Consider the following 24,095-nt stretch of genomic DNA (forward strand, 5'->3'; position numbering starts at 1 on the left):
GTTTTTAGCAATTCTTGCAACCGATTGCATAAATTTATCTCAACAAATCACTATTTTAGGCCATTGGAAGGATATAAATCGATATAAATGAATGATACCGATGTATTGAAATGCCTTCAAAATGGCCTTATTTCTATCTCTCATGAGCATAATTACCATCGACTTCGCAAACGACACCAGTATCCGACCTGCTACCCTTCTGACGACCGGCCGGGTTCTCGTGCTACTTCTCTATCTAATGGTTCCGTTCCGGTTGCAGGCGGATGATGGCTATGAACTTTGGTTGAAGTATACACGCATAGCCGATCCAACAGCAGCTGCGTCGTATCGCCGTCAACTCCAGGGCTGGCGGGTGGTATCGGAGGGCGCCACCGCCGAGGTTGCACGAACGGAGCTCCGACGTGCATTACCCGGATTGTTTGGTAAGACTATACCGGAGGCGGCCAACGGCGTAAACCACCAGCTCGTCATTGGCACTTCGCAGTCGCCGTTGCTCGCGTCGCTGCAGCATACGGTGGTCGGGCTGGCGCCGGATGGCTTTGTTATTACACACACGCGTATTCAAGGCAAGGAATCCATTGCAATTGTATCAGCCACGGAAACGGGTATGCTCTATGGCGTCTTTCATTTCTTGCGCTTGTTGCAGACCGGGCAACCGTTAGCAGAAGTCAGCAGCGCACCGAAAACAAAAGTCCGTATCCTGAATCATTGGGATAATCTCGACCGCACGGTAGAACGTGGGTATGCCGGCTTCTCCCTGTGGGATTGGCATAAGCTTCCCGGTTATATCGACCCACGCTATACGGACTATGCGCGGGCGAATGCCTCCATCGGCATCAACGGCACGGTGCTGACCAACGTCAACGCCAATGCGTTGGTGCTTACACCGATGTACCTGGAAAAGGTCAAAGCCCTCGCCGACGTATTCCGGCCCTATGGTATTCGAGTATACCTCACGGCCCGGTTCAGCGCCCCCATGGAGCTTGGCAACTTACCGACGGCCGACCCCTTGAATAAAGCGGTACGGGCCTGGTGGCAGGACAAAATTCGCGAAATCTATACCTATATACCCGACTTTGGCGGCTTTACGGTGAAAGCCAACTCCGAAGGACAACCCGGCCCGCAGAATTACGGACGCACGCATGCCGATGGTGCCAACATGCTGGCCGAGGCATTACAACCGTACCACGGCATCGTGATGTGGCGTGCCTTTGTGTACGACCACCAGGTACCCGAAGATCGTACGCGCCAGGCCTATAATGAGTTCAAGCCCCTGGACGGCAAGTTTCTGCCGAATGTGATGGTGCAGGTAAAGAACGGGCCGCTTGACTTCCAACCACGGGAGCCGTTCCACCCACTCTTCGGTGCGATGCCCGCCACGGCCCTCCTACCCGAATTTCAGCTCACACAGGAATACCTGGGTTTCGCGACCCATCTCTTTTACCAGGCGCCGCTGTTTAAAGAATGCCTGGACGCTGACACCTATGCCCGCGGCAAAGGCAGCCCGGTATCGCGCGTTATAGACGGTACGTTGGATCAGCATACGCTCACGGGCATGGCCGGTGTGGCCAATATCGGCAATGATCGAAATTGGTGCGGCCACCCCCTTGCCCAGGCCAACTGGTACGCATTCGGCCGTCTGGCGTGGGACCATCAACTTTCGCCGTCGGCCGTTGCCGACGAGTGGATCCGCATGACGTTGCACCAGGATGCCGTCGTCGTACAAACCATCCGCGCCATGCTGCTGGCCACCCGTGAGACGACAGTACGCTATATGACGCCGCTGGGGCTACACCACATCATGGGCTGGAACCATCACTACGGGCCTGCACCATGGATCAAAGACAAAGAACGCGCAGACTGGACGTCGGTTTATTACCATCGTGCCGACGCGCAGGGCATCGGCTTCGACCGATCCTCGCGCGGCAGCAATGCCCTGGGCCAATACCACCCACCGGTACAGGCGCTGTACAACGATCTGCAGCAGTGTCCGGAGTCGTACTTGCTGTGGTTCCACCATGTGCCCTGGAGCCATACCATGCGCTCGGGCCGTACGTTGTGGGACGAGCTTTGCTATACGTACCAGCAGGGGGTCGATTCGGTGGCCTGGATGCAAACGAGGTGGAAGACGCTGCACGGAAAAGTGGATGATGCTCTTCACACCCAGGTGACAGCGTTGCTCGCCGTTCAACACCAGGAAGCAACCTGGTGGCGAGACGCGTGTCTGCTTTATTTTCAACAGTTTTCAAAGCAGCCCTTGCCGACGGGAATTCCTAAGCCGGCAAGGACGCTGGAAGATTATCAACGCCTCGAGTTTCCGTATGCACCTGGCATTCGCCCGAAATGGTAACGCTCAGTCGAGATACGGCGAAATGGTTTGAATGGTGCCATCGGCATTGTACTTCAGCTCGGTCATCTTGATGTTCCGCAAGTGTGTTTTACCGCCCGACAAGGTGCTGTCGTGATAGAACAAATACCACTTGCCTTTGAATGTGATAATGGAGTGATGATTCGTCCAACCCAGTACGGGCTTTAAAATCACGCCGCGGTATACAAAAGGGCCATACGGATTGTCGCCGGTGGCGTAACAGATCAGGTGCGTGTCGCCGGTAGAATACGACAAGTAGTACTTACCTTTGTATTTGTGCATCCAGGCGGCTTCAAAGAAGCGGCGGTTGTTATCGCCGTTCAACAGTTCTTTCCCGGCGGTATCAACGATCTTCAGGTTGCGTACGGGTTCAGCGAACGCCGTCATGGTATTTGTAAGTTTTGCCATGCGGGGGCCGAGGGCGGGCTCCTGATCTTGCGGCAGCACGCCGGCGCTGTCATATTGCCCGGTGCGCCACCGTTGTAACTGTCCACCCCAGATGCCGCCAAAGTACATATAAGACGTACCATCGTCATCTGTAAAAACACAAGGATCAATGCTATAGCTGCCTTTTATAGGTTCGGGCAACGCCTGAAAGGGCCCCGCCGGTGACTTGCTCGTCGCGACACCGATGCGAAAAACACCTTGTTTGTCTTTGGCCGGAAAGTATAAATAGTATGTACCGTTGCGGACAGCGGCGTCGGGTGCCCACAGCTGCTTTCCAGCCCAGGGCACTTGTTTGATATCGAGCGCAACACCATGATCCTGGATCTTTTTGCCGGGCGCTTCCAGCGAATACACATGATAGTCGCGCATGTCGAAGTGGTCGCCGTTGTCGTTTTCCGGCACGCCGGCGTCGATGTCGTGCGAAGGATAAATGTAGATCTTACCATCGAACACATGCGCCGAGGGGTCGGCTGAGTAAAGATCCGTGACCAGCGGCGGTGAAAGTGGTTTTGTGGGAGCTTGCGCGAACAACGTCGCGCCGGAAAACATGCAAACACAATAAAGAATCAATCGTCTTTTCATAGTTCATCGGTCGGCCTGAAAGCCTGGGGTTTGGTTGATTGTCTCTAAAACTAGTAATTTTTGCAACCGATTGCAATATCATAACACAGAGAGATGGAATTTTAGTTATTTTTGAGCATCAGATCGCGTGTAAGCGATTGTAAAATATGGACGGAAAGAAGGAAGTCACGATCTACGATATTGCAGAAAAACTTGATCTGTCGCCTGCTACCGTTAGCCGCGGACTGAAGGATCACCCTGCCATAAGGAAGGAAACACGCAAGCGCATCAAGGATACGGCGCAATTGATGGGGTATCAAAACAATCTGTTTGCCAGCAACCTCCGCTCAAAAAAGACCAATACCATCGGCATCATCATCCCCCGCATCAACAGCTACTTTATGTCGACGGTGATCTCGGGCATCGAGCACGTGGTCAATGCCCAGGGCTATAGTCTGATCATTAGCCAATCGCAGGAGACCTTTGAAAAAGAGATCAAAAATGTCACGACGATGTACAACAGCCGCGTGGATGGTTTGCTGGTGTCGCTTAGTTATACCACCGAAAACATCCAGCACTTTGAAGCCTTGCTGCGCAAGAAGATACCGGTAATCTTTTTTGACCGCGTCTTTGATGATCCCACGTGCACGAATGTCGTCATCGACAACACAAAGGCAGGGTACGACGCCACGCTGCACTTGCTGGAGCAAGGGCGCCGGCGCATTGTACACCTGTGCGGCCACCTGAACCGCAATACCTACGCGGACCGGCTGAAGGGTTACCGCATGGCATTACAAGAGAAGGGCATTGCGTATGACGAAACACTTGTCATCGTTAACCCGCTGAACGAACAAGGCGGCATCGAGGCCGCGCAGCGGATCTTACAACTTGATCCACATCCCGACGGTATATTCGCAGCCAACGATTCCTCGGCGGTAGCCTGTATGCAGGAGCTTAAAGCCGCCGGTATCCGTATTCCGGAAGACATCGCTGTAGTAGGCTTTAACAACGACCCCATCGCCCGCGTGATCGAGCCTAATCTGACCACTATACATTATCCCGGGTATGAGATGGGGCAGATCGCCGCGACAACCCTGATCAACACGATTCATAACAGCCGCACCTCTCCGATCAATACGCTGGTGTTAAAACACGAGTTGTTAGTGCGCGAGTCGTCACGCATAAAGTGATCCACCTTTTTACCGGCAGACCAGCCTATCGGACGGGCGGTAGACTTTTCTGTGTACATTCTCAAAAAAAACCTTTAATTAGGTTTTCTTAACCCCATCGTCCTATGCCTAAAAGTACCGTTTGGTCTTTGTCATTATTCATTTTAGCCATCGTTTCGTGCACGCCGAAACAATCCGATCCACAAGACGGCCTCGCCAGCTTTACCGAGGCAGGTTACGCCCGGCACGTAAAGACCCTCGCCGCTGACGATTTCCAGGGCCGCAGGCCTTTTACCGCAGGCGAGAAAAAAACACTGGCATACCTGGTGAACGAGTTTAAACACCTGGGACTGGAAGCCGGTAATGACACCAGCTTCCTGCAGGAAGTGCCCATGGTTGAAATTACCACCACCGCCGACTCGGTCATGAATCTCACCGGGCCAACCGGTAAAACAACACTATCAGGATTTAAGGACTATGTACTCTGGACACAGCGCACAGACTCGATTATCTCCTGGCGCGACGCCGGGCTGGTATTTGCCGGCTTTGGCGTAGTCGCCCCGGAGTATAACTGGAACGACTATCAAGGCCTGGATGTGAAAGGCAAGATCGTTGTTGTATTGGTAAACGACCCGGGCTTCGGCGGCAACGACACGACATTCTTCAAGGGCAATACCATGACGTATTACGGACGTTGGACCTATAAATACGAAGAGGCAGCACGTCAGGGCGCCCGCGGCTGTCTGATCATACACAACACCGTGCCCGCAGCCTATCCGTTCGGCGTGGTCCAGAACAACTGGAACTCCCCGCATCTTTATCTTGACCAACGGGGACACGAGTCCTATGTCTGCGAAGGTGTAGGTTGGGTCTCCTTCCCGGCGGCAGAAAAACTATTTCAGCTGGCCGGTCTTAATCTCAACGAGCTGCAGACACGGGCGCGCAAGCCCGGCTTTACGGCCGTGGATATGAACGTAAAAGCGTCCACAACCTTGCGCGTCAAGACACGTTTTGATAAATCCTACAATGTCATTGCCAAACTAACAGGGAGTGAAAAGCCAAACGAGTATGTTCTGTATAACGCGCACTGGGACCACTTAGGCATCGGCAAACCCAATGCTGCCGGCGACAGCATCTACAACGGTGCACACGACAATGCCAGCGGCACGGCCGCCCTACTGGAAATTGCAAAGGCCTTTAAAGGCTTGCGTGAAAGACCTCGCCGCACGGTAGTATTCCTGGCGGTTACAGCCGAAGAGCAAGGCCTGTGGGGATCGGCCTACTACGCTGCGCACCCGGTATACCCTGCCACGAATACCGTTGCCAATATCAACATGGACGGTATCAACCCCTACGGTAAAATGAAGGACGTTGTCGTCATCGGCAAAGGCCAATCCGAACTGGAAGATTACCTCGCGGCGGAGGCCTCCAAACAAGGTCGTTATGTTGTGCCGGACAGCGAGCCGGAAAAAGGTTATTACTTCCGTTCCGACCATTTCAACTTCGCGAAGATCGGCATCCCGGCGCTTTATATCGGCACCGGCAACGACCATGCTGAAAAAGGTAAGGAATATGGTGCCCAGTTAAAAAGCGAGTATACCAAACTATACTACCATCAACCTACAGACGAGTACGACAGCACTCGCCTGAACGCTGTCGGCGCCCTCGATGACATCAAACTTTTATTCCAGGTTGGCAAACGTTTAGCGGCAGAAGATGCCTGGCCGGCATGGAAAGAAGGTTCGGAGTTTAAGGCCATGCGTAATAAACACTGACAGCATCCATTGTCCAGCCCTCCGGGCTGGACAATGCGCGTCACCGAATCATTTCAGGTTTAAAAATTCTTAAAAAGTGCCGCATGGTGCCCGTCAGCGCCATGCTCACCACACCCTGGGTCTTGACCTTATCCAGGGATGTTCTACCCTCTATAGTAGTAGAACATCCGTGGTTCATGTGTGGAACATCTATGGAAGAACCCCGTGTCAGACTCGAAGGAAGGTCGTCTTTGAAGACCTTTTTAAAGCCACAGTTTCGATCCTCCACGACAATCCTTTCCATACCGTCGTCGCCATAAAGTAACGAAAATCATTTCTTTTCATCCTGTCACATCTGATACAACCGGTGGTTAACATGTGATCGGAAGATGATACCAACGCAATCGGGACACACCGACACTTCTGTTCGGGGATTTTTCCGGTGCTTTGCCACGCTGCTTGGCATTCCTGCTGAAAAGAAATATATTCATATATCTATTGCAGAAGCCCACCCACAGCTATCCCTATTGGCTGTGGTGGGCTTTTTGTTTTTTGTACACTATTCTAAAAACCCGCTTATGAATGCTACACTCTTTAAACTACGCATGATCCCCTTCATCCTGATGGTGGTCATGTCGTGCAAGCCACGCAGCGATCTAAAAGTGCAATGGAACGAGGATAAAAGCCTTCTTTCCATTCATGCTCAAAAACAAAAGCTATCGGCTGTGCTCGATGAAATTCAATCAAAAACTTCCTTTACCGTTTTTGTACCCGGAGGCGATCCGGACTCACTCGTCACTGCATCGTTCGAAAACCAGCCGCTGAACGCGGGCCTCGACTTGCTCATCGGCAAACACCGCGGGTATACATTCGATACGAAGGGGAAAGAATTTTCCCTGGCCGGTAAAGAAGGAGTAAAAGTCGGAAGAAAGAAACCGGATAAAACGGCCACGGAACGAAAAAATAAACCCGACACAGCGGAAGTTTTCGTTCCAAAGGACCGGGAAAGATTAAAAGGTAAAATAGATACACTACTGGCAGAAAAGCCCACGGGCCGTATAACAAAAATAGCGCCCGAGAAAGTCGAAGTACCGGAAAAGAAATCGAAGACGGAATCCCGCAGTCCGCTCGAGCCGCAACAAGGGCAGTTCTATAAACTACGGTTACGCTTCGCCGATGACGCCATCACCATCGTGAAAGCAATCAGTGTAAAAGGTGCACTCCAACAAAACGAAGCGCCCAATCGCGACTACTTAGTCGCCTTTGAGTCGGATAATACGTTGTTGTCATTCGCTACATTTGACGATCCGCTGATTCTACACAGTTACGATCCCGATCCCAACGCCGAGCACAAGGAGCTCAAGGCAAAGCGCGCAACGGTGGACGTTTCCCTACCCGACACCTTTAGCGAGCGCGAAAAAAATAGTATCGTCGTCTCGGTCTATCAAATCACAAAGCCTCTCCCGGAGAATATTACTCCCGATACCTGGAAGAAATTCAAGCCCACGCTTAAGCAACGGGCCTCCTTTCGCCTCGCTGAAATTATCAAGAAACAATAAATCCACGTAGATATGAAATTTTATCTGCTCGTGCTGTTGAACTTCATCAGCATCCATTTTGCCATGGCGCAACGCACCACCCTTTTACGGTCGGGCACTGCAGGCACAAAGTTTGACTTAGTCATTATTGGCGACGGCTTTCAAGCCGGCGCAGATCAAACTACTTTCAATAACTACGTTACCAATACCATCGTGCGACAAGCATTTGCCGAAGGGCCGATGTGGGAGAGTCTAAACGCTTTTAATATCTATCGACTCAACCTCACATCACAAGAATCCGGCGTGACGCGCGTCAACGCCGACGGCGAGGTTACGGTAGAACGAAATACGGCATTGGACTACCGGTATAGCGGCGTCTGGGACCGTTGCTGGATGGAACCCGGTGATAACTCCGGCGATCTGATCAGTGACGTACTGGACGAAAACGTACCGGGATGGGACTTTGTTGTGCTGGTATTAAATGAAGCCAGTGGCGGTGGGTGCCGGCGCGGGAACCAGCTCGATGTCACGCTGGGCAGTTCCTGGTCGACCGTCGCACATGAGCTGGGGCATATGGTTGGCAATCTTGCTGATGAATATTGCCGCGCAGGCTGCTTTTCGGGTACCGATGGACAGGTTAACGTAACCACCACCCAAACACGCAGCAGCCTGAAATGGAAAGACTTTGTCAATCCCAAAACACCCGTGCCTACCTCCCTTCGACAAGGCACCGAGCCCGAAGGCGCCTGCATCAATTACAACCAGGGTACGAAACCTGCCGGCTGGTCGGGTTCGGATGACGCGGGGCTATTCGAAGGCGCGAAATATGCTGATGCGTGTGTCTTTCGACCGGCCGAGAGCTGTCGTATGCGTTCCAACTCGCCACCTTACTGCCCGGTGTGTTACAACGGTATGAAAACACGCATGGACACCTATCATGACTATACCTTCAACGAAAGTTATGTGGGCGATTTCGACGGCGATGGAAAAGAAGAAGTAGTCATTCACAATGACAACAGCCTGGCACTCTACAAAAGCCTCGGAACTGAAATAGAACCTTCCTGGGTTGCCACGGGCTCCATACCGGTGTGGGACGACTTTAAAAAAGGTGACAAGTTCTTTGTCGGTGATTTTAACGGCGATGGGAAAGACGACCTGTATGTGTTCAACTATGGCGATTGGCTATATCCGTACCTGGGCATGCTTCGATCGACCGGCAATGGCTTTGAATGCATTAAGTTATTCGAGTTGAAGCTGCCGGGCTGGGACGATATGAAACCCAACGATACCTTTTTTGTCGGGGACTTTGACGGTGATAAAAAAGAAGATTTATATGTCTTCAACGGCAAGGATTGGTCGATGGGCTATCTGGAAATGTTACGCAGCACGGGCACCACGCTCGCGCACGTCAAACGCTACGATCGTGATCTGCCGGGTTGGGGCGCCATGCTGGAGCACGACCAGTTCTACGTCGGCGACCTGGACGGCGACAACAGGGATGACCTGTATGTCTTTAACGGCCCGGACTGGTCCATGCCTTACCTGGAAATGCTTCGATCTACCGGCACACAGCTATCGTATCGAAAACGATTTGATGGAACGTTGCCGGGCTGGGGCGATATGCGGAAAGGCGATAAATTTTATATCGGGGATATCAATGCTGACAACAGATCCGATGTATATGTCTTTAACGGCGTCGACTGGTCTATGGAATATTTGCTGATGCTTCGCAGTTCCGGCTCCAACCTGCACTATGTACAACGCTATGACGGCGATGTGCCCGGGTGGGATGGCCTGGCGGAGCACGACGAGTTCTACATCGGCGACGCCAACGGCGACAACAAAGACGACCTGTTCGTATTCAACACCAACGACTGGTCTACGGAATACCTGGGCATATTACACTCGTCTGGAACGGCCCTCAACGGCCGGTGGCAGGACGATTGGATCGGCAGTTGGAACATGGGGCGCGTTGACAAATTACTCATAGGAAATTTCAACGACGGCGCGAAGTGGGACGATGTTTTTATTCGAAACAACAACTGGTTCGGGCTGCTGCGATCGTATCAATCATACCTGGTGATGACGGCAATCCATCGGGATTGGATTCACCGGCATAAGTATCATCGGTTGGGGTGGTGGTAAAAAAAAGTAAGGCCATCAAATTACTTTGATGGCCTTTATTTTTCCTGTATACACTAACCCTTGACGGCAGGGGTTGCCGAAATAGTCACTACGTTGGAAGACGCCTCTTTTTCATTGATGGTAACTTTTGCATGCACCTGTACGCTGACGGATGCAGCTTTATCAATTTCCAAATCCAGGTTGTCCACCAGGATGTTGTTCAGCTCTACATTTGAGAATGCCTTTTCAACGGTATTGGCAGCCACGCTGACGGAGTCGGATTTTGACCCCACGGTGAAAATAACGTTGTATGCCACCAACGTGTTTTTCTCGGCCGACCAGGTAAACTTAATAGCCTCATTGTCCGGACTGGTCATATCGATAACCACCTCGGACTTCGACGCCGAGAGTGTTCCGGTCGTCAATGGCAGAGGTTCCGGCGCGTCAAGATCCTTACTGCACGACAGTATAGCAAGGGTCAGCAGCAATAGTGCGGCCAGGCCGAAATTTCTAATTTGGTATTTCTCCATCGTTATAGTCGTTTAAATTAATAACCAGGGTTAGGGTTAAGAGTGGGTGTCAAGTTTGTCACTTTTTGACCAATCGGATATATTTTCGTATGGTCATCCGCATCGGGTTGCTTATCCCACCAGGTTCCTTTATTAAAGAAATCCCAACGAATGAGGTCTGTACGCCTTCTACCTTCGCCGATAAACTCCCGGCCCCATTCATCGATCATTTCGATGTCGGTCAGCTGACTACCATCGGGCGCATACAAACTGGTGGATCCGTCGGGGTAATTACGCTTCCGAACATCATTCAATAATATTGCAGCGCCTGCCTTGTCACCCGCCCGGTACTTGCATTCCGCCAGCGAGTAGTATATCTCTGCGTACCGGATCTCGGCATAGGCAGACCCGAGTTTGTTCGCATCCTCCGTGGGATAAAACGGATATTTCACAAGCCATACACCCGAGTTATCATCCGCGTGATCCATATTGGAAACTTTGTCGGCCGGCACCTGTCCGGGAGGTGTATTTTTGAAAAAGCCAACCTGGTCGCGGCTAAAAATGGTGTAGTTCTTGTTGCTCTGAACATACTTGGTTTCGCCATTTTCCACATAGGGAAGATAACCATAGAGGAACATGCCTTCACGCGTACTATTCCCAAGGTTGCGATATTTCTTCAACCGGAAGTCGTCGGGATATTTCTGAAACTTCACGAACGGCTTACCCAACGCAAAGGGGTACTCGACGCTATCCACGTCGCGACCAGGCTGCAGGGCATATCGCGTGTTAAAGCCGAATCCCGACAGACCAAAATATTTGCCTGCCTGATGCGGTGCCATCCATCCAAACATGCCACCGTCATAGTGCCAGTGTGTTTTGGCAAAACTGGATGGGAAGCCAAATACAGTTTCGGCCGAGGTGCTATTGGTGTAATCAAACGGAGCATCCCAGCGAGTCTCGAGCGCGTAATTGCCGTACTCGCCGGCAATAAACTTTTCACAGATCGCGGCACACTCCGCAAACTTGTCCTGGTCGATGTAAACCTTCGCGTTGAGATACAGTCGAACTAATAGCGCGGCGGCGCCGCCTTTTGTCCAACGGCCTATCGCATCCTTGCCGAGCTGCTCACGGGTCGGAAGACCCGGGATGGACTCGATCAGCTCTCGTTCAATAAAATCGAACACCTCCTGTGGCGACGACTGCGGCGGCATGAGCTTTTCGCCTTTCACTTTTGTGACCAGGGGAATATTTCGATACAGATCAAACGCCCGCAAGTGATACCACGCGCGCAAGGTTCGCAACTCCGCCACGAAGTCGGCCTTCTCGGCCTCTGTCAGCTCGTACCGGGCGGGGTCGATACCGTGAATATCTTCCAGGGAATTGGTTGCCAGGCTTATACCCTGGTACAGGGCGTTCCACATATCGCTGGTGTAACCGTCCTGGTCAGTCCAGGTATGATAGTGAGAGCGTTGGTACAAGCCACCGTCGAACCAATCGCCATCGCGGTTCGGCGTCATGAGCTCATCGGAGGGCAATTCCTGGGCATAGTACAAGCCACCCCCCTGGATGGACCAGTAGCCGTGCTCGAAGGATCGCAGAAAGTCGCGTATTACGTCGTCCCGGGTCTGTAAAAAATTATCCGAGGTAATACGATCGTACAGTGTTTCTTCAAGGTCCGTACAGCTATTCGCAAAGAACATCAGCAACACACTGCATGCTATGCGGACTATAGGTTGAGTTATAGTTTTCATACGCCAGTAGTAATTTTAGAACTTAATTTGTAAGCCAGCGATAAGCTGGGTAGACGAAGGGTAATACGGAATCGAGGTATTTATACCCGGTGTCATACCATTGACACTCACCGACTCAGGATCGCCCCCGGTGAACTTCGTAAACGTGTATAGATTTCGCGCCGTAAAATACAGTCGTACCGATGACAAAAACTCACTGGGATTTTTGAATGTATACCCCAGCGTCACATTGTCGATCTTAACAAAGTCACCCTTCTCGAGAAAATAATCCGACAGGGACGAATAAGTCTCTGCGTTGGTAAGCGCAGAATACTTGCCCCCATCGTAGGCCGAAGTCAGGACATTAACACCTCTGGGCGTTGCGGGCGTGCCCAGAAAATATGCTGCCGTATTATACAGATCATAACCAAAGGCGCCACGCAAAAATACGCTCAGGCTAAAGTTGCCGTAGGAAATAGTATTTCCCAGGCTGGCCGTGAATTTCGGGAGCCCGTTTCCAACATACTGCCGGTCCTCTCCTTTCGAGCGATTAGCCGGAATAACCTCACCCGCTTTGTTATATACCAATAACCTCCCCGTGGCATCTATCCCGGCAGATTTCAGCATATAGAAGTTCCCGATGCGTTTCCCTTCCTCCAGGCGCTGCGCATTCAGCCCGGAGCTGCCCATGCCACCCAAGCCCGCGATATCGGAAAAGCCCTGACCGCTGTACGTATCGTTTGAAAACGATACGAACTTGTTGCTGTTCGTGGCGCCGGCAAACGACATGGAATACGTCAATTTATCGGATCGGTATACATCTCCCTCCAACTGGATTTCCAGCCCGGAGTTCTTCATGGTACCCACGTTCACGTACGTAGAGCCCTGGACATTCGGAGGAACGGGCGCGTCGTATGAGCCCAGCAGATCTTTGTTCCTGCGGCTATAATAGTTCAGGCTGCCGGTGAGTCGCCGGTCGAAGAGCTCAAAGTCTAACCCAATGTTCAGGTTTTCGGCCTTCTCCCACCGCAGGTTATAGTTGATATTTTGACTGGGACCCCAGACCTGGTAGTCTTTACCCAGATAGGTGTAAAAGCCATAACCCGAATAAGTGTCCAGGGACCAATAACTGCCCAGGTCTTCACCGCCGCGGTTAAAATCCTGATTTCCCGTTACCCCAAAGTCGGCCCGAAATTTCAAATCATTGATCGCGTCGACGGCAGGAAAGAATGCTTCATTGCTGATGCGCCAGCCGACAGAAACACCCGGGAAATTCCCCCACTTATTGTCGGCACCAAACTTAGACGACCCTTCGCGGCGTAGGCTGGCTGACACAAAATACCTATCAGCGAAGGCATAGTTCACGCGGCCGAAAAAGGCTATGAGCGTGGCATCCGTTTTATACGACCCCAGTCGGTTTCGCGGTTCCTGCAAAATCCACGTTCCAGTACCCAGGTTATTGTAGGTCAGCACGTCGGATGGGAAATCCTCATTGGACGCGTTCATCCCCTCGTTGACGAAGTAGTTGAACGCATAGCCCCCCATAACCTCGACGTTGTGTTTATTGAGATCCAGGGTATAATTGCCGATCCACTCGAAGATTTTCTGATCCCGTTTCTTATACTCCCGACCCGCCGTGTTTCTTCCCTGGTTGTTATTGATCCGGGTGCTGTTGTAGGAAGGCGTAAAATCAAAATCAAAGAAGTCCGACGTTTGCTCGCTGAGACTAACCTGCGTATAGAGGTTCTTCAACAGATTGAGCCGGAACGAAGCGCTCCAGTCGAGGTATTTTCCTTCCGTACCGCTCTGAACCGTCTTTAATTCTTCCACCGGGTTAAAGACGCCGTCAAACCCGGTGCGGATGTTCAGATACCGCGCGGGATTGATGGTGTCCTGAACCGGAAGTGTCGGGTTCAGGAACAGTGCCTGGCTAAACCCATTCTTGCTGATATCATTGGACTTTAAGTAGCGCGGCGCAATCGTAATGGTGGCAACGTACAGATTATTCGCTGAGTGGTGACTCAGGTTAAGACGGGCGCCGTATTCCTCCTTGTCCGAACGCAGGTCGAGCCCCTGGGCATCACGATAATCGACGGAGATCATATAGTTCGTCAGTTCGCTGCCGCCGGATAGCTGTAGCGTATGTTTATGCGATACACCCGGTTCATGGGTAATAGCTTTCAACCAGTCTGTATTACGTCTATAATCGACGCCGCGGCCGTGCCTCACAAAATCTTCGGCCGAAAGCACGTCCAGCGTGTTGGCCAGATAATTGAAGCTGACGTAGCCGTCATAAAAAGCTGTCGGTGTCGTCGTTCCTTTCTTGGTGGTTACCAGGATGACGCCGTTGCTGCCACGAGTACCATAGATCGCCGCCGCCGCGCCGCCCTTTAACACAGTAACCGACTCGATGTCGTTTTGGTTAAGGTTGTCTATATTTCCGCCAGGGATACCGTTGATAACGAACAACGGGCCCAGCCCTGCATTGCGTGAAGACACTCCGCGCAACTGAAAACTGGGAGAAGAATTGGGATCGGCAGCATCCGTGTTGACGATCGACAACCCGGCTACCTTACCCTGTAGCGCCATCAATGCGCCGTTGCCGGCCACTTGTAGAAGATCTTCCGATGACACTTGTGTAATGGCAGTAGTAACGTTTTTCCGCTGTTGCGTACCATACCCCACTACGACAACTTCATCCAGGGAGGTAATATCGGCGACCATATCGACGTCGATCACGGTACGATTGTCAATGATCACTTCTTGTGTGGTATAGCCTATAAAAGAAAACACCAGTACACCACCCTCGTCAGGAACGTTTAGGGAATACTTGCCGTCGCCGTCGGTGGTGGTACCGTTACTCGTGCCCTTGATCACAACGTTTACGCCCGGAAGCGGACTTTTACTGTCACCGTCCAGTACAGTGCCCGACACCGTACGGTCCACGGTTTCAGGTGTCGATCGGTAATTGTCGGGATTGGACGTTGCCGGGTCGAGGGGGCGATCGGAAAGGATAATAAATTCGCTCTGCTCGACGTACGAGATGCCGCGGGGCTTCAGCAAGGTCTCCAGTACCTCTTTTAACCGGGTACTATTGACGGCGATGGTCACCTTTTCTTCCAGGGCTGACATGCTGCCACTGTACGCAAATCTGACCGAACTCTTACGTTCGATGCCTGAAAGCACATTCCGAATTGATTCGTTACGGTATTTTACCGTCACCTGCAGTTCGAGAAGCTGGCCGTAATTGTCTCCGGCGAGCGCGACTCCGAAAAGGGTCATGGCAAGAGTTGCCTGAATTAGGGTAATACGCATAAGCTTACCGATCCAACTGATCGTAAAATTTTGCATTTTTGATAAGGTTTATTGTGAAACTACTCGTGGTGAAACATTAGCCTACCGTCTTCGGACGGGGGGCAGAGGTGGTGCAAACACTTCTGCCTTTTTTTTAGGCTTTGGCTAGTATTGGCGTTCTAGCTCGTGTTGGGGTTGTCTTCGGGTTTATTCATATGTTGTTTTGTTTGGGTACGTTAATCCTCTATTCGCTACACCCGGTGCCGGTCAGCGTCACGATCCTTCCATTCACTTCGTAGTGTGCACGCAACGTCAGGGTTATGACGTCCAGGGTCTTCTTGAGCGATTGGTCGGTGAGATTGGCGGTGATGATACAATTGTTCATGCCAGGATCTGTCAGCGATATCGCTACATTGAACTTCTGCTCGATGCGCCGGATGGCCTCCACCATGCGTGTTTGGCTGAAATTCATGTTGTACTCCGTGCCCGAAACACTGGCCACCGATTCCTCCGGTTGTGCCTCGACCTTGGCCAGTTGCTTCATCTCTTTGCGGTATACCGCTTTCTCCGACGGTAGCACAACAATACCCTGCTGGTCGTTTTGGGCCGTCAGCGACACCTTGCCCGTCAGTACGACTACTTCGATATCCTTTTCGTTAGACTTGATGTTAAAGCTTGTACCCAGCACGGTAGTCGTCAACTCGCCGCATTGAATAATAAAGGGGTGGCTGGCATCTTTCGCTACTTCAAACAGCGCCTCACCGCGAAGCACAACCCGTCGGTCCTCGCCTGTAAACTTTTCCGGGTAGGTTAAGGAGCTGTTGTTCTTCAGCCATACGAGGCTTCCGTCGTCCAGGAGAACTTTGTGTACAAATCCCTCCGCGGACGAAGCCGTCAATTCTTGCAGTACCGGCCGATAACCCTGGTGTGCGGTGTACTGCCAGACTGCGAACGAGGCCGCAGCAATCAGTAAAATAGATGCTGCAATTCTCCAGACGCGCACCGGGGTCGACGTCCTACTTCCGCGCACGCCTGTCATCACCCGTTGTTTTAACCTATCGCGCTCCGCGTCTGTCCGCAGGGGGTATGCTTCGTCCTGGCCCATGGCCTCGAACCATGCGTCCATTAACTCCTTTTCTTTTCCAGACAACAGCCCCTGCCGATACTTTTCGACAAGGCGCTCAAACTCTGATTTCTTCATATATAGGTCGGTGATACTGGGCGCAATCTCGCTGTCCCGTATACTGAGATGTAACCTAAGCAGTCGTTTACGCACACGTTTTCAGGAAATTTTCTTCCAATAATGTTCAACTCTCTGGTTTTCAACCAAATCCGGGTCATGCTTTCGATTGAAATAAAAAAATTCTAACTTTCTTACATTATTACCCTCGCCCAGCCTATGGCGTCTGAACTCAACCTTTCGGACTTCTTCTCTTTGCCTGCCACAGAACAGGCAAAGGCCTTTGAGGCACTTTACGACCGTTTCGAACCGGCCCTATACCGGTATGTCTATAGTAAAGTGAAGAAGAAGGAAGTCTGTGAAGAAATTGTGCAAGAGATTTTCCTGGCGTTGTGGGCTAAGCGCGATACACTCGTTATTAACACATCGGTAGAAGCCTGGCTCTTTGGGGCGGCGAAGAATAAGATTCTTACTTTTATGAAGTCCCGTTCGGTACGCGAGCGCTATGCTGCCGACTTTGTACTGTATGCTTCCGAGCGTGTGGATAACTCCAGCGAAGAGTTGCTACATCTGAAAGATCTTTATAAGACTATTGAAGAAAGCCTTTCCGGGCTGCCGAAGCATTATCAAACGGCTTTCCGGCTTAGCCGCATGCAGCACGAGCCCACGCAGCGTATTGCCGAGCATATGAAGATCTCACCCCGGACGGTAGAGAATTATATATCCGCGGCATTGAAGCACCTGCGGTTGTCGTTGGATCGGGTGATGCTTTGGATGATCGTTATGAAGATATTTCTGCTTTGGAGATAAACATCACTCGGATTTGCCTTGCGCAATAAGTCCACAGCCTTCGGGTCTTCAATAAGGGCTTCTATCCCTTACACGGGCACATTCAAATATATGTCCATTAATTCAATCGATTGGAACGGAGGATTCAAGCAAACAACCACGTCCTTATCGGGGTGTTTTATGGAAATAAATTAACGGATTTTACCTGATACACAGATCATGTAAAATATTCCCTGATGTTGGCGACCTTCGATGAATTTAGGGGAAACTGAATTACAGCAACACATTAACACATCTTGACACCGTTTAATAATTCAAGTCGACCGTTCAATAAGTTGGTATAGCGCTCATTCGCAATTCCGGGTAAAGCACACACAATCATCTTATACACCTATACATTTATCGCGGCTATTTTCAAATAACACGTAAGGGTTAGGAGATATTTTCATCGTCTTTTATACAAGAACTGAAAAACATTCAACCAAACGTTGATGACACTTTATTAAAAAGCTGTCGTGAAGAACATCCGATGAACGGCATATACTATAGTTATAATAAATAGTAAGACCGCTGCCGTCTGTCCTACTTCTTCAGCGATGTTAGCGATTGAACCGAAAACATAACCCATATGAAAACACTAAAACCGGAATTACTAATCAACACCTGGAGCATCGTTGCCCTATCCGTTATGCTTAGCGTCACCGCAGCACTTGCACAGACCCCCGTACAGAAAAATGGAAAACTCAGTGTTTGTGGCACCAAACTATGCAACCAGTACGGCTCGCCAATACAGCTACGGGGCATGAGCACGCATGGGATCCAATGGTATGGATGGGGCAGTTGTCTTACCGAAGCATCGCTCAACGCACTTGCCAACGACTGGGGAGCTGACATCCTGCGCATTTCAATGTATATCCAGGAAGGTGGCTACGAAACAGACCCCGCCGGATTTACCAACCAGGTAAAAACACTCGTTAACGAAGCAACTGAACGCGGCATGTACGCCCTCATAGACTTTCACCAGCTGAACCCTGGCGATCCGAACTTTAATACCAACAGGGCAAAGACCTTCTTTACCGCAATGGCCAATGAATTTAAAGATTATAACAATGTGATCTATGATATCTGCAATGAGCCTAACGGCGTGGGCTGGACAACCATCAGGAACTACGCCATACAAGTAATACCCGTCATCCGCGCCATTGATGGCGATGCTGTTGTGCTCGTAGGCACACATGGCTGGTCTACCTTCGGCGTATCCGGCAATGGCACATTGCAAGACGTGGTCAACAACCCCCTCCCGTATTCAAACGTCATGTATACCTTCCACTTCTATGCCGGCTCTCATGGTCAGGCATACCTCGACATGCTCAACAACGCTTCGAATGTGCTGCCTGTTTTCGTGACCGAGTTCGGGAGCCAGACTGCCAGTGGCGATGGAGCCAACAACTTCACCCGCACCCAACAGTACATCGACCTGATGAGAACAAAGAAAATCAGCTGGTGTAACTGGAACTACTCCGACGATTTTCGCTCCGGCGCCGTATGGGAAGAAGGTACTTGTTCCGCAGGACCCTGGACCGTAAGCCAATTGAAGCCCGCAGGTGCATGGATACGCGAACGTATGCTTTCTCCAGCCGATGATTTCCCGGGCGGTGGCGGCGGATGCGAGCCAGTAAGCGCAAGTGCCGATGATGGAAACGTGCCGGCTAATGTACTCGACAATAACCTGAACACGCGCTGGTCTGCCAATGGCGATGGACAGTGGATACAATTCTGCCTCGCCACCCAGCAAACAATAAACGGTGTAGCCATTGCCTTCCATAACGGAAATGTGAGAACTTCCGAATTCGACATCCTTACTTCACTGGATGGCTCCACCTGGGCTACCGCAGCAGCAGGCCTCAACAGCAGCGGAACATCACTCAATGCGGAAACATTTACATTCAGCCCAAGAACTGCGAAACATGTACGCATCGTGGGCCACGGCAACAGTGTAAACCTGTGGAACAGCTATGCAGAAGTAGATATCCTTACCGTAACAGCGCCAGCCTGCGAGCCTGCAGTGGCCAGTGCTGACGATGGTAACGTAGCGACCAATGTGCTCGACAATAATACAGCCACACGCTGGTCTGCCAGCGGCGATGGCCAGTGGATACAGCTATGCCTCAGTAGCGCCAGCACCATAAGCGGTGTGCAGATAGCGTTCTACAAAGGCAATGAACGGCAGTCTATCTTCGATGTGCTCGTCTCACCCGATGCTACCACCTGGACCACCGCCGCTACAACGCGCCAAAGCAGCGGAACAAGCCTAACACTTGAAACCTTCACCTTCGCATCCGTAACGGCGAAATATGTCCGCATTGTCGGCCATGGCAACTCCGTAAACGCATGGAACAGTTATACAGAAATAAAAACCATCACGACTGCATCAAGAACATTGGTGGTTGACCAGGACACACCGTCTGAAAATATGGCACTGAGCATTTATCCCAACCCCGCTCACGACCAGGTTACTTTCGCTTACGAAATAAAAGAAGCTGCACGGATACACGCATCCCTATACACGATAGGAAACGGCTATACGAAAGCATTGATCGATGAACATCAGGAGGCAGGCCATCACGAAATAATAATCGATACAAAAATGCTCCCAAAAGGGCTGCATGTAATTAAGCTGATACACAAAGGCAATATATACGTTGAAAAATTAGCAACACAATAGACCATAAGCACACATTACACCAATCTAAACCACGCAATGATGTATGAAAAAAATAACGAACTTCCTTCGGTCGTGGCATATACTGTTTATACTATGCCTGATCACAACAACCCTATGCCATAGCATACAAACAAAAGCGCAGACCTTGCCTGCCAACTTCCAGCGTGTAACGGTAGCCACCGGATTAAATACACCTACGGCCATGGCGTTCACCCCCGATGGCAGGATACTTATCTGCCAAAAAGGAGGTCAGCTTCGCGTCTACAAAAACGGAAGCCTGCTCACCACACCGGCCATCACACTATCTGTCAATACAGCAGGCGAACGCGGACTCATCGGCGTAGCCGTAGACCCAGCTTTCACAACAAACAACCTTGTATACCTCTACTACTCTACCTCCGGCACAACAAAGAACCGGGTAAGCCGGTTTACCATGAGTGGAGACGTGCTCACAGGTGAGACGGTAGTCCTCGATTTTCCCAACGACACCCACATGTATCACAATGGCGGCGGCATCACCTTTGGCACCGATGGTAAACTGTATATTCTCGCCGGTGATGATACGAATACAGCCAACGCCACAAACCTCGATAGCCCCTTCGGAAAAGTGCTCCGCGTTAACCCTGATGGCTCCATACCTACGGGCAATCCGTTTACCGGCGGCACCACACGCAGCAAAGTGTGGGCTTATGGCGTGCGTAACCCGTATACATTGGCAAGCGATCCGCAATCGGGCAAACTGTTCGTTAACGATGTAGGTAACGCTACCTGGGAAGAAATAAACGATGCTACTACGGGTGGAAAGAACTTCGGCTGGCCGTCTAAAGAAGGCATGTGCACCAGCGGTTGCTCGGGCCTCACAAACCCTATTTATGTTTATAGCACCAATAGAAATTCCCCGCCACCCAATGGCCAGGGTTGCGCGATCAATGGCGGCACATTCTTTAACGGCGCCATCAGCAACTATCCCGCGGTATACAATGGCAAGTACTTTTTCCTGGACTACTGCGGCGGCTGGATCGATTATATAAACCCCGCGCTGGCATCGCCCACCCGCACCTTATTCGGCAGCGGCTTGCCCGACGGAATGGTGTATATCAAACAAGGTACAGACGGAAACTTATACTTCCTCAACCTCAATAACGGCAGTCTCTATCGCATCATCTATACACTCAACAACCCGGCTCCCGTCATCACGCTGCAGCCACAACCGCTTACCGTGCCCCAGGGAGGCACCGCTACCTTCAGCGTCACCGCTACCGGCAGCCAACTCTCCTACCAGTGGCGTAAAGGTACAACCAACATCGCGGGAGCTACCGCTTCTACCTACAGCATTACCAATGTACAACCTTCACACGAAGGAAATTATAACGTAGTAATCACGAACCCCGGTGGCAGCGTAACCAGCAACCCGGCATCCCTGACCGTAACAGCGCTGCCTACAGCAACGATCACTTCCCCCGCCAATAATACCACGTTCAGAGCCGGCGATGTGATCAGCTATGCAGGTACAGCAACAGATCCTGACGATGGCACACTGCCCCCGAGCGCCTATGAGTGGTTCCTCGACTTCCGCCACGAAAACCACGGTCATGGAGGGCCCGAACTTGTCGACGGCGTAACCAGTGGCTCATTCACTATCGACACCCGCGGCCATGCCGAAACAAATGTATGGTACAGATTGTACCTCGTGGTCACGGATTCTGACGGCGCCAAAGACACCGCCATGGTAGAACTAGACCCCATCGTGTCCGATCTTACCTTTACCACACAGCCCGCAGGACTGCAGATACTCGTAGATAACATTCCCATTTCAACACCACGCAATACAGAAGGTGTCTCCGGCACAACACGCCCCATCGCACCCGTATCACCACAAACAGTAGCAGGTACAACCTATGTGTTCGACCGTTGGGCACACGGCGGCCCACCCTCTCAAACCATTACCATCACCGACAATGCGGCTACCTATACGGCTATCTATAAAGTAGCCCCTGCCCCCATTATCCTCGCGCCAACGCACGACGCTTATGTACGAAACGGCACCAATGCCGCCATAACGCATGGCACTACCGATGCGGCTAACCTCATCGTGAAGCGTGCACTCGCGGCGCAGGTCGATAATAGCAGGGAGACCTATTTCAAATTTGACCTCACCAGCATAACCGGCGTGATCGCCGCCGTACAATTAAAAGTCTTCGGGCGCATTGAAGATGCTTCCCTCACCAACCTGCCCGTAGAAGTGTTCTCCGTCTCCAACACGACCTGGACAGAGACTACCCTTACCTGGAATAATAAACCAGCCACATCAGCCCCGGCCATTGCGTCGGCAACCGTTACCGATGCAACCGCCAGGTACTATACGTGGGATGTAACCGATTATGTAAAGAACGAAGTAGCGAATGGCCGCAGGGTGGTAACCCTGGCGATGAAAAGTGTGCCTGAACATAACCCCAGAATATTATGGAACTCAAAAGAAACCGGCACCAACCCACCGCAGCTTGCCGTAGTTGCAGAAAGTGGTGGCAATGCGTCTCCTACTACATCCATAACTTCTCCCGCCAACGGCACTACATTCACCGCACCGGCTGCTATTACAATCGACGCCAGTGCCGCCGATAGTGACGGCACAATAACCAAGGTGGAGTTCTTCCAGGGCACTACCAAACTCGGCGAAGATACATCAGCTCCCTATAGTTTCACCTGGACCAATGTGCCCGCCGCTACCTATTCACTGAGCACCGTGGCCACCGATAACCTTGGTGCTACGGGCACATCCACAACGGTAAACGTCACCGTACAGGCAGCCCCCTCATGCCCCGCCGCAATAGCAAGCGCCGACGATGGAAATGTACCCGCCAATGTACTCGACGATAACCTCAGCACGCGCTGGTCTGCCAATGGCGACGGCCAGTGGATACAATTCTGCCTGCAAACGCAACAGTCCGTACGCGGTGTAGCAATAGCCTTTTACAGTGGTAATATACGATCATCCAACTTCGATGTGCTCACGTCTCTCGATGCGAACACATGGACAACCGCTGCAGCAGGCCTGAGCAGTAGCGGCACATCACTCGATCCACAAACATTTACGTTCACACCGCAGCCAGCAAAATATATACGCATCGTGGGCCACGGCAACAGTGTAAACGCCTGGAACAGTTATACGGAAGTAGACATCCTCACCGTAACAACACCCGCCTGCGAACCCGCAACGGCCAGCGCTGACGACGGAAACATAGCCGCCAACGTGCTCGATAACAATACAGACACACGCTGGTCTGCTAGCGGCGATGGGCAATGGATACAATTCTGTCTTAGCACGACCAGCACCGTAAGCGGCGTGCAGATAGCCTTCTACAAAGGCAACGAAAGACAATCTTCCTTCGATGTACTTGTCTCCGCCAATGCTTCCACCTGGACAACCGCCGCCACAGGCCTGCAAAGCAGCGGAACAAGCCTGGCCCTTGAAACTTTCACCTTCACAGCCATACCAGCAAAATACGTTCGCATCGTAGGTCACGGCAACAACGTAAACGCCTGGAACAGCTACACAGAAGTACGAATAACAAATACGCCGGCATTGAACAACACGACCCGTGATAGTACGTCCCTCGGTGAATCAGACGTCATCAGTCACCCGAACCCCACCGACGGACAAGCAACCATCACCTACCGTGTGTCCGAACCCGGCAGAGTCACCCTATCGATACACGACGCCCGTAACAACCGCACCATAACGCTTATCGATAAAGTCCACACCGCCGGCACACACCAGCTAACCCTGGATACCAGGTCCTTTACCCGTGGCGTGCACATCCTAAAACTCACCACCCGTCAAAAAACAACCACTCACAAACTGCTCAAAAATTAAAAAAACAGCAGCGTACGATTCCAGGGTTACAAG

14 protein-coding genes are annotated in these 24,095 nt (G+C 51.5%); 8 read left to right on the forward strand and 6 right to left on the reverse strand.

The features are described 5' to 3' along the window. Positions 1–142: 142 nt before the first annotated feature. The gene (locus K7P01_RS27375; protein ID WP_267297789.1) at positions 143–2,350 is read left to right on the forward strand and encodes an alpha-glucuronidase family glycosyl hydrolase; all 2,208 of its coding nucleotides are present in this window, start codon (positions 143–145) and stop codon (positions 2,348–2,350) included. A 3-nt stretch (positions 2,351–2,353) separates the two neighbouring features. Here K7P01_RS27375 and K7P01_RS27380 read toward each other — a convergent pair whose 3' ends face one another. After that, positions 2,354–3,364, reverse strand: coding sequence for a glycoside hydrolase family 43 protein (locus K7P01_RS27380; RefSeq protein WP_267297818.1), 1,011 nt, complete (start codon positions 3,362–3,364; stop codon positions 2,354–2,356). A gap of 179 nt (positions 3,365–3,543) precedes the next feature. On the opposite strand from K7P01_RS27380, the gene K7P01_RS27385 reads away from it, so the two are divergent. After that, entirely contained in the window at positions 3,544–4,566 is a 1,023-nt protein-coding gene (locus K7P01_RS27385; RefSeq protein WP_267297790.1) for a LacI family DNA-binding transcriptional regulator, read from the forward strand. A gap of 104 nt (positions 4,567–4,670) precedes the next feature. Further along, positions 4,671–6,320 carry a M28 family metallopeptidase gene (locus tag K7P01_RS27390; RefSeq protein ID WP_267297791.1) on the forward strand — a complete coding sequence of 550 codons (1,650 nt, stop codon included), beginning with the start codon at positions 4,671–4,673 and terminating at the stop codon, positions 6,318–6,320. 40 nt (positions 6,321–6,360) lie between these two features. Here K7P01_RS27390 and K7P01_RS27395 read toward each other — a convergent pair whose 3' ends face one another. Further along, positions 6,361–6,603, reverse strand: a complete 243-nt coding sequence (locus K7P01_RS27395; RefSeq protein ID WP_267297792.1) for a hypothetical protein — start codon at positions 6,601–6,603, stop codon at positions 6,361–6,363. 274 nt (positions 6,604–6,877) lie between these two features. On the opposite strand from K7P01_RS27395, the gene K7P01_RS27400 reads away from it, so the two are divergent. Next, positions 6,878–7,858 (forward strand): hypothetical protein, encoded by a 981-nt coding sequence (locus K7P01_RS27400; protein ID WP_267297793.1) that lies wholly within the window; start codon positions 6,878–6,880, stop codon positions 7,856–7,858. A gap of 12 nt (positions 7,859–7,870) precedes the next feature. Beyond that, complete coding sequence (locus K7P01_RS27405) at positions 7,871–9,982, forward strand: M64 family metallopeptidase (protein ID WP_267297794.1); 2,112 nt, start codon at positions 7,871–7,873, stop codon at positions 9,980–9,982. 53 nt (positions 9,983–10,035) lie between these two features. On the opposite strand, the gene K7P01_RS27410 is transcribed toward K7P01_RS27405, so the two are convergent. The 4 genes from K7P01_RS27410 to K7P01_RS27425 all read right to left on the reverse strand — a co-directional run bounded on the left by K7P01_RS27410 (position 10,036) and on the right by K7P01_RS27425 (position 16,695). Next, entirely contained in the window at positions 10,036–10,491 is a 456-nt protein-coding gene (locus tag K7P01_RS27410; RefSeq protein WP_267297795.1) for a SusE domain-containing protein, read from the reverse strand. A 17-nt stretch (positions 10,492–10,508) separates the two neighbouring features. Further along, the gene (locus K7P01_RS27415; RefSeq protein WP_267297796.1) at positions 10,509–12,221 is read right to left on the reverse strand and encodes a RagB/SusD family nutrient uptake outer membrane protein; all 1,713 of its coding nucleotides are present in this window, start codon (positions 12,219–12,221) and stop codon (positions 10,509–10,511) included. Positions 12,222–12,236: 15 nt separating this feature from the next. After that, a complete protein-coding gene (locus tag K7P01_RS27420; protein WP_267297797.1) occupies positions 12,237–15,551 on the reverse strand; it encodes a SusC/RagA family TonB-linked outer membrane protein in 3,315 nt (1,104 codons plus the stop codon). A 187-nt stretch (positions 15,552–15,738) separates the two neighbouring features. Then, complete coding sequence (locus K7P01_RS27425; RefSeq protein WP_267297798.1) at positions 15,739–16,695, reverse strand: FecR family protein; 957 nt, start codon at positions 16,693–16,695, stop codon at positions 15,739–15,741. A gap of 198 nt (positions 16,696–16,893) precedes the next feature. Here K7P01_RS27425 and K7P01_RS27430 point away from each other — a divergent pair, with 198 nt between their 5' ends. The 3 genes from K7P01_RS27430 to K7P01_RS27440 all read left to right on the forward strand — a co-directional run bounded on the left by K7P01_RS27430 (position 16,894) and on the right by K7P01_RS27440 (position 24,062). After that, positions 16,894–17,484, forward strand: a complete 591-nt coding sequence (locus K7P01_RS27430) for an RNA polymerase sigma-70 factor (RefSeq protein ID WP_267297799.1) — start codon at positions 16,894–16,896, stop codon at positions 17,482–17,484. Positions 17,485–18,091: 607 nt separating this feature from the next. Next, positions 18,092–20,188 (forward strand): cellulase family glycosylhydrolase, encoded by a 2,097-nt coding sequence (locus K7P01_RS27435; protein WP_267297800.1) that lies wholly within the window; start codon positions 18,092–18,094, stop codon positions 20,186–20,188. 43 nt (positions 20,189–20,231) lie between these two features. Continuing rightward, the gene (locus K7P01_RS27440) at positions 20,232–24,062 is read left to right on the forward strand and encodes a PQQ-dependent sugar dehydrogenase (protein ID WP_267297801.1); all 3,831 of its coding nucleotides are present in this window, start codon (positions 20,232–20,234) and stop codon (positions 24,060–24,062) included. Positions 24,063–24,095 lie beyond the last annotated feature (33 nt).

It is taken from the genome of Parachryseolinea silvisoli, assembly GCF_021190955.1.
GTDB lineage: Bacteria > Bacteroidota > Bacteroidia > Cytophagales > Cyclobacteriaceae > Ohtaekwangia > Ohtaekwangia silvisoli.

Coding starts and splice junctions, on each gene's coding strand:
- K7P01_RS27390 (WP_267297791.1), top strand. CDS start 4,671: ATGCCTAAAAGTACCGTTTGGTCTTTGTCATTATTCATTTTAGCCATC.
- K7P01_RS27420 (WP_267297797.1), bottom strand. CDS start 15,551: ATGCAAAATTTTACGATCAGTTGGATCGGTAAGCTTATGCGTATTACC.
- K7P01_RS27385 (WP_267297790.1), top strand. CDS start 3,544: ATGGACGGAAAGAAGGAAGTCACGATCTACGATATTGCAGAAAAACTT.
- K7P01_RS27440 (WP_267297801.1), top strand. CDS start 20,232: ATGAAAAAAATAACGAACTTCCTTCGGTCGTGGCATATACTGTTTATA.
- K7P01_RS27425 (WP_267297798.1), bottom strand. CDS start 16,695: ATGAAGAAATCAGAGTTTGAGCGCCTTGTCGAAAAGTATCGGCAGGGG.
- K7P01_RS27430 (WP_267297799.1), top strand. CDS start 16,894: ATGGCGTCTGAACTCAACCTTTCGGACTTCTTCTCTTTGCCTGCCACA.
- K7P01_RS27380 (WP_267297818.1), bottom strand. CDS start 3,364: ATGTTTTCCGGCGCGACGTTGTTCGCGCAAGCTCCCACAAAACCACTT.
- K7P01_RS27395 (WP_267297792.1), bottom strand. CDS start 6,603: ATGGAAAGGATTGTCGTGGAGGATCGAAACTGTGGCTTTAAAAAGGTC.
- K7P01_RS27400 (WP_267297793.1), top strand. CDS start 6,878: ATGAATGCTACACTCTTTAAACTACGCATGATCCCCTTCATCCTGATG.
- K7P01_RS27405 (WP_267297794.1), top strand. CDS start 7,871: ATGAAATTTTATCTGCTCGTGCTGTTGAACTTCATCAGCATCCATTTT.
- K7P01_RS27410 (WP_267297795.1), bottom strand. CDS start 10,491: ATGGAGAAATACCAAATTAGAAATTTCGGCCTGGCCGCACTATTGCTG.
- K7P01_RS27375 (WP_267297789.1), top strand. CDS start 143: ATGAGCATAATTACCATCGACTTCGCAAACGACACCAGTATCCGACCT.
- K7P01_RS27415 (WP_267297796.1), bottom strand. CDS start 12,221: ATGAAAACTATAACTCAACCTATAGTCCGCATAGCATGCAGTGTGTTG.
- K7P01_RS27435 (WP_267297800.1), top strand. CDS start 18,092: ATGAAAACACTAAAACCGGAATTACTAATCAACACCTGGAGCATCGTT.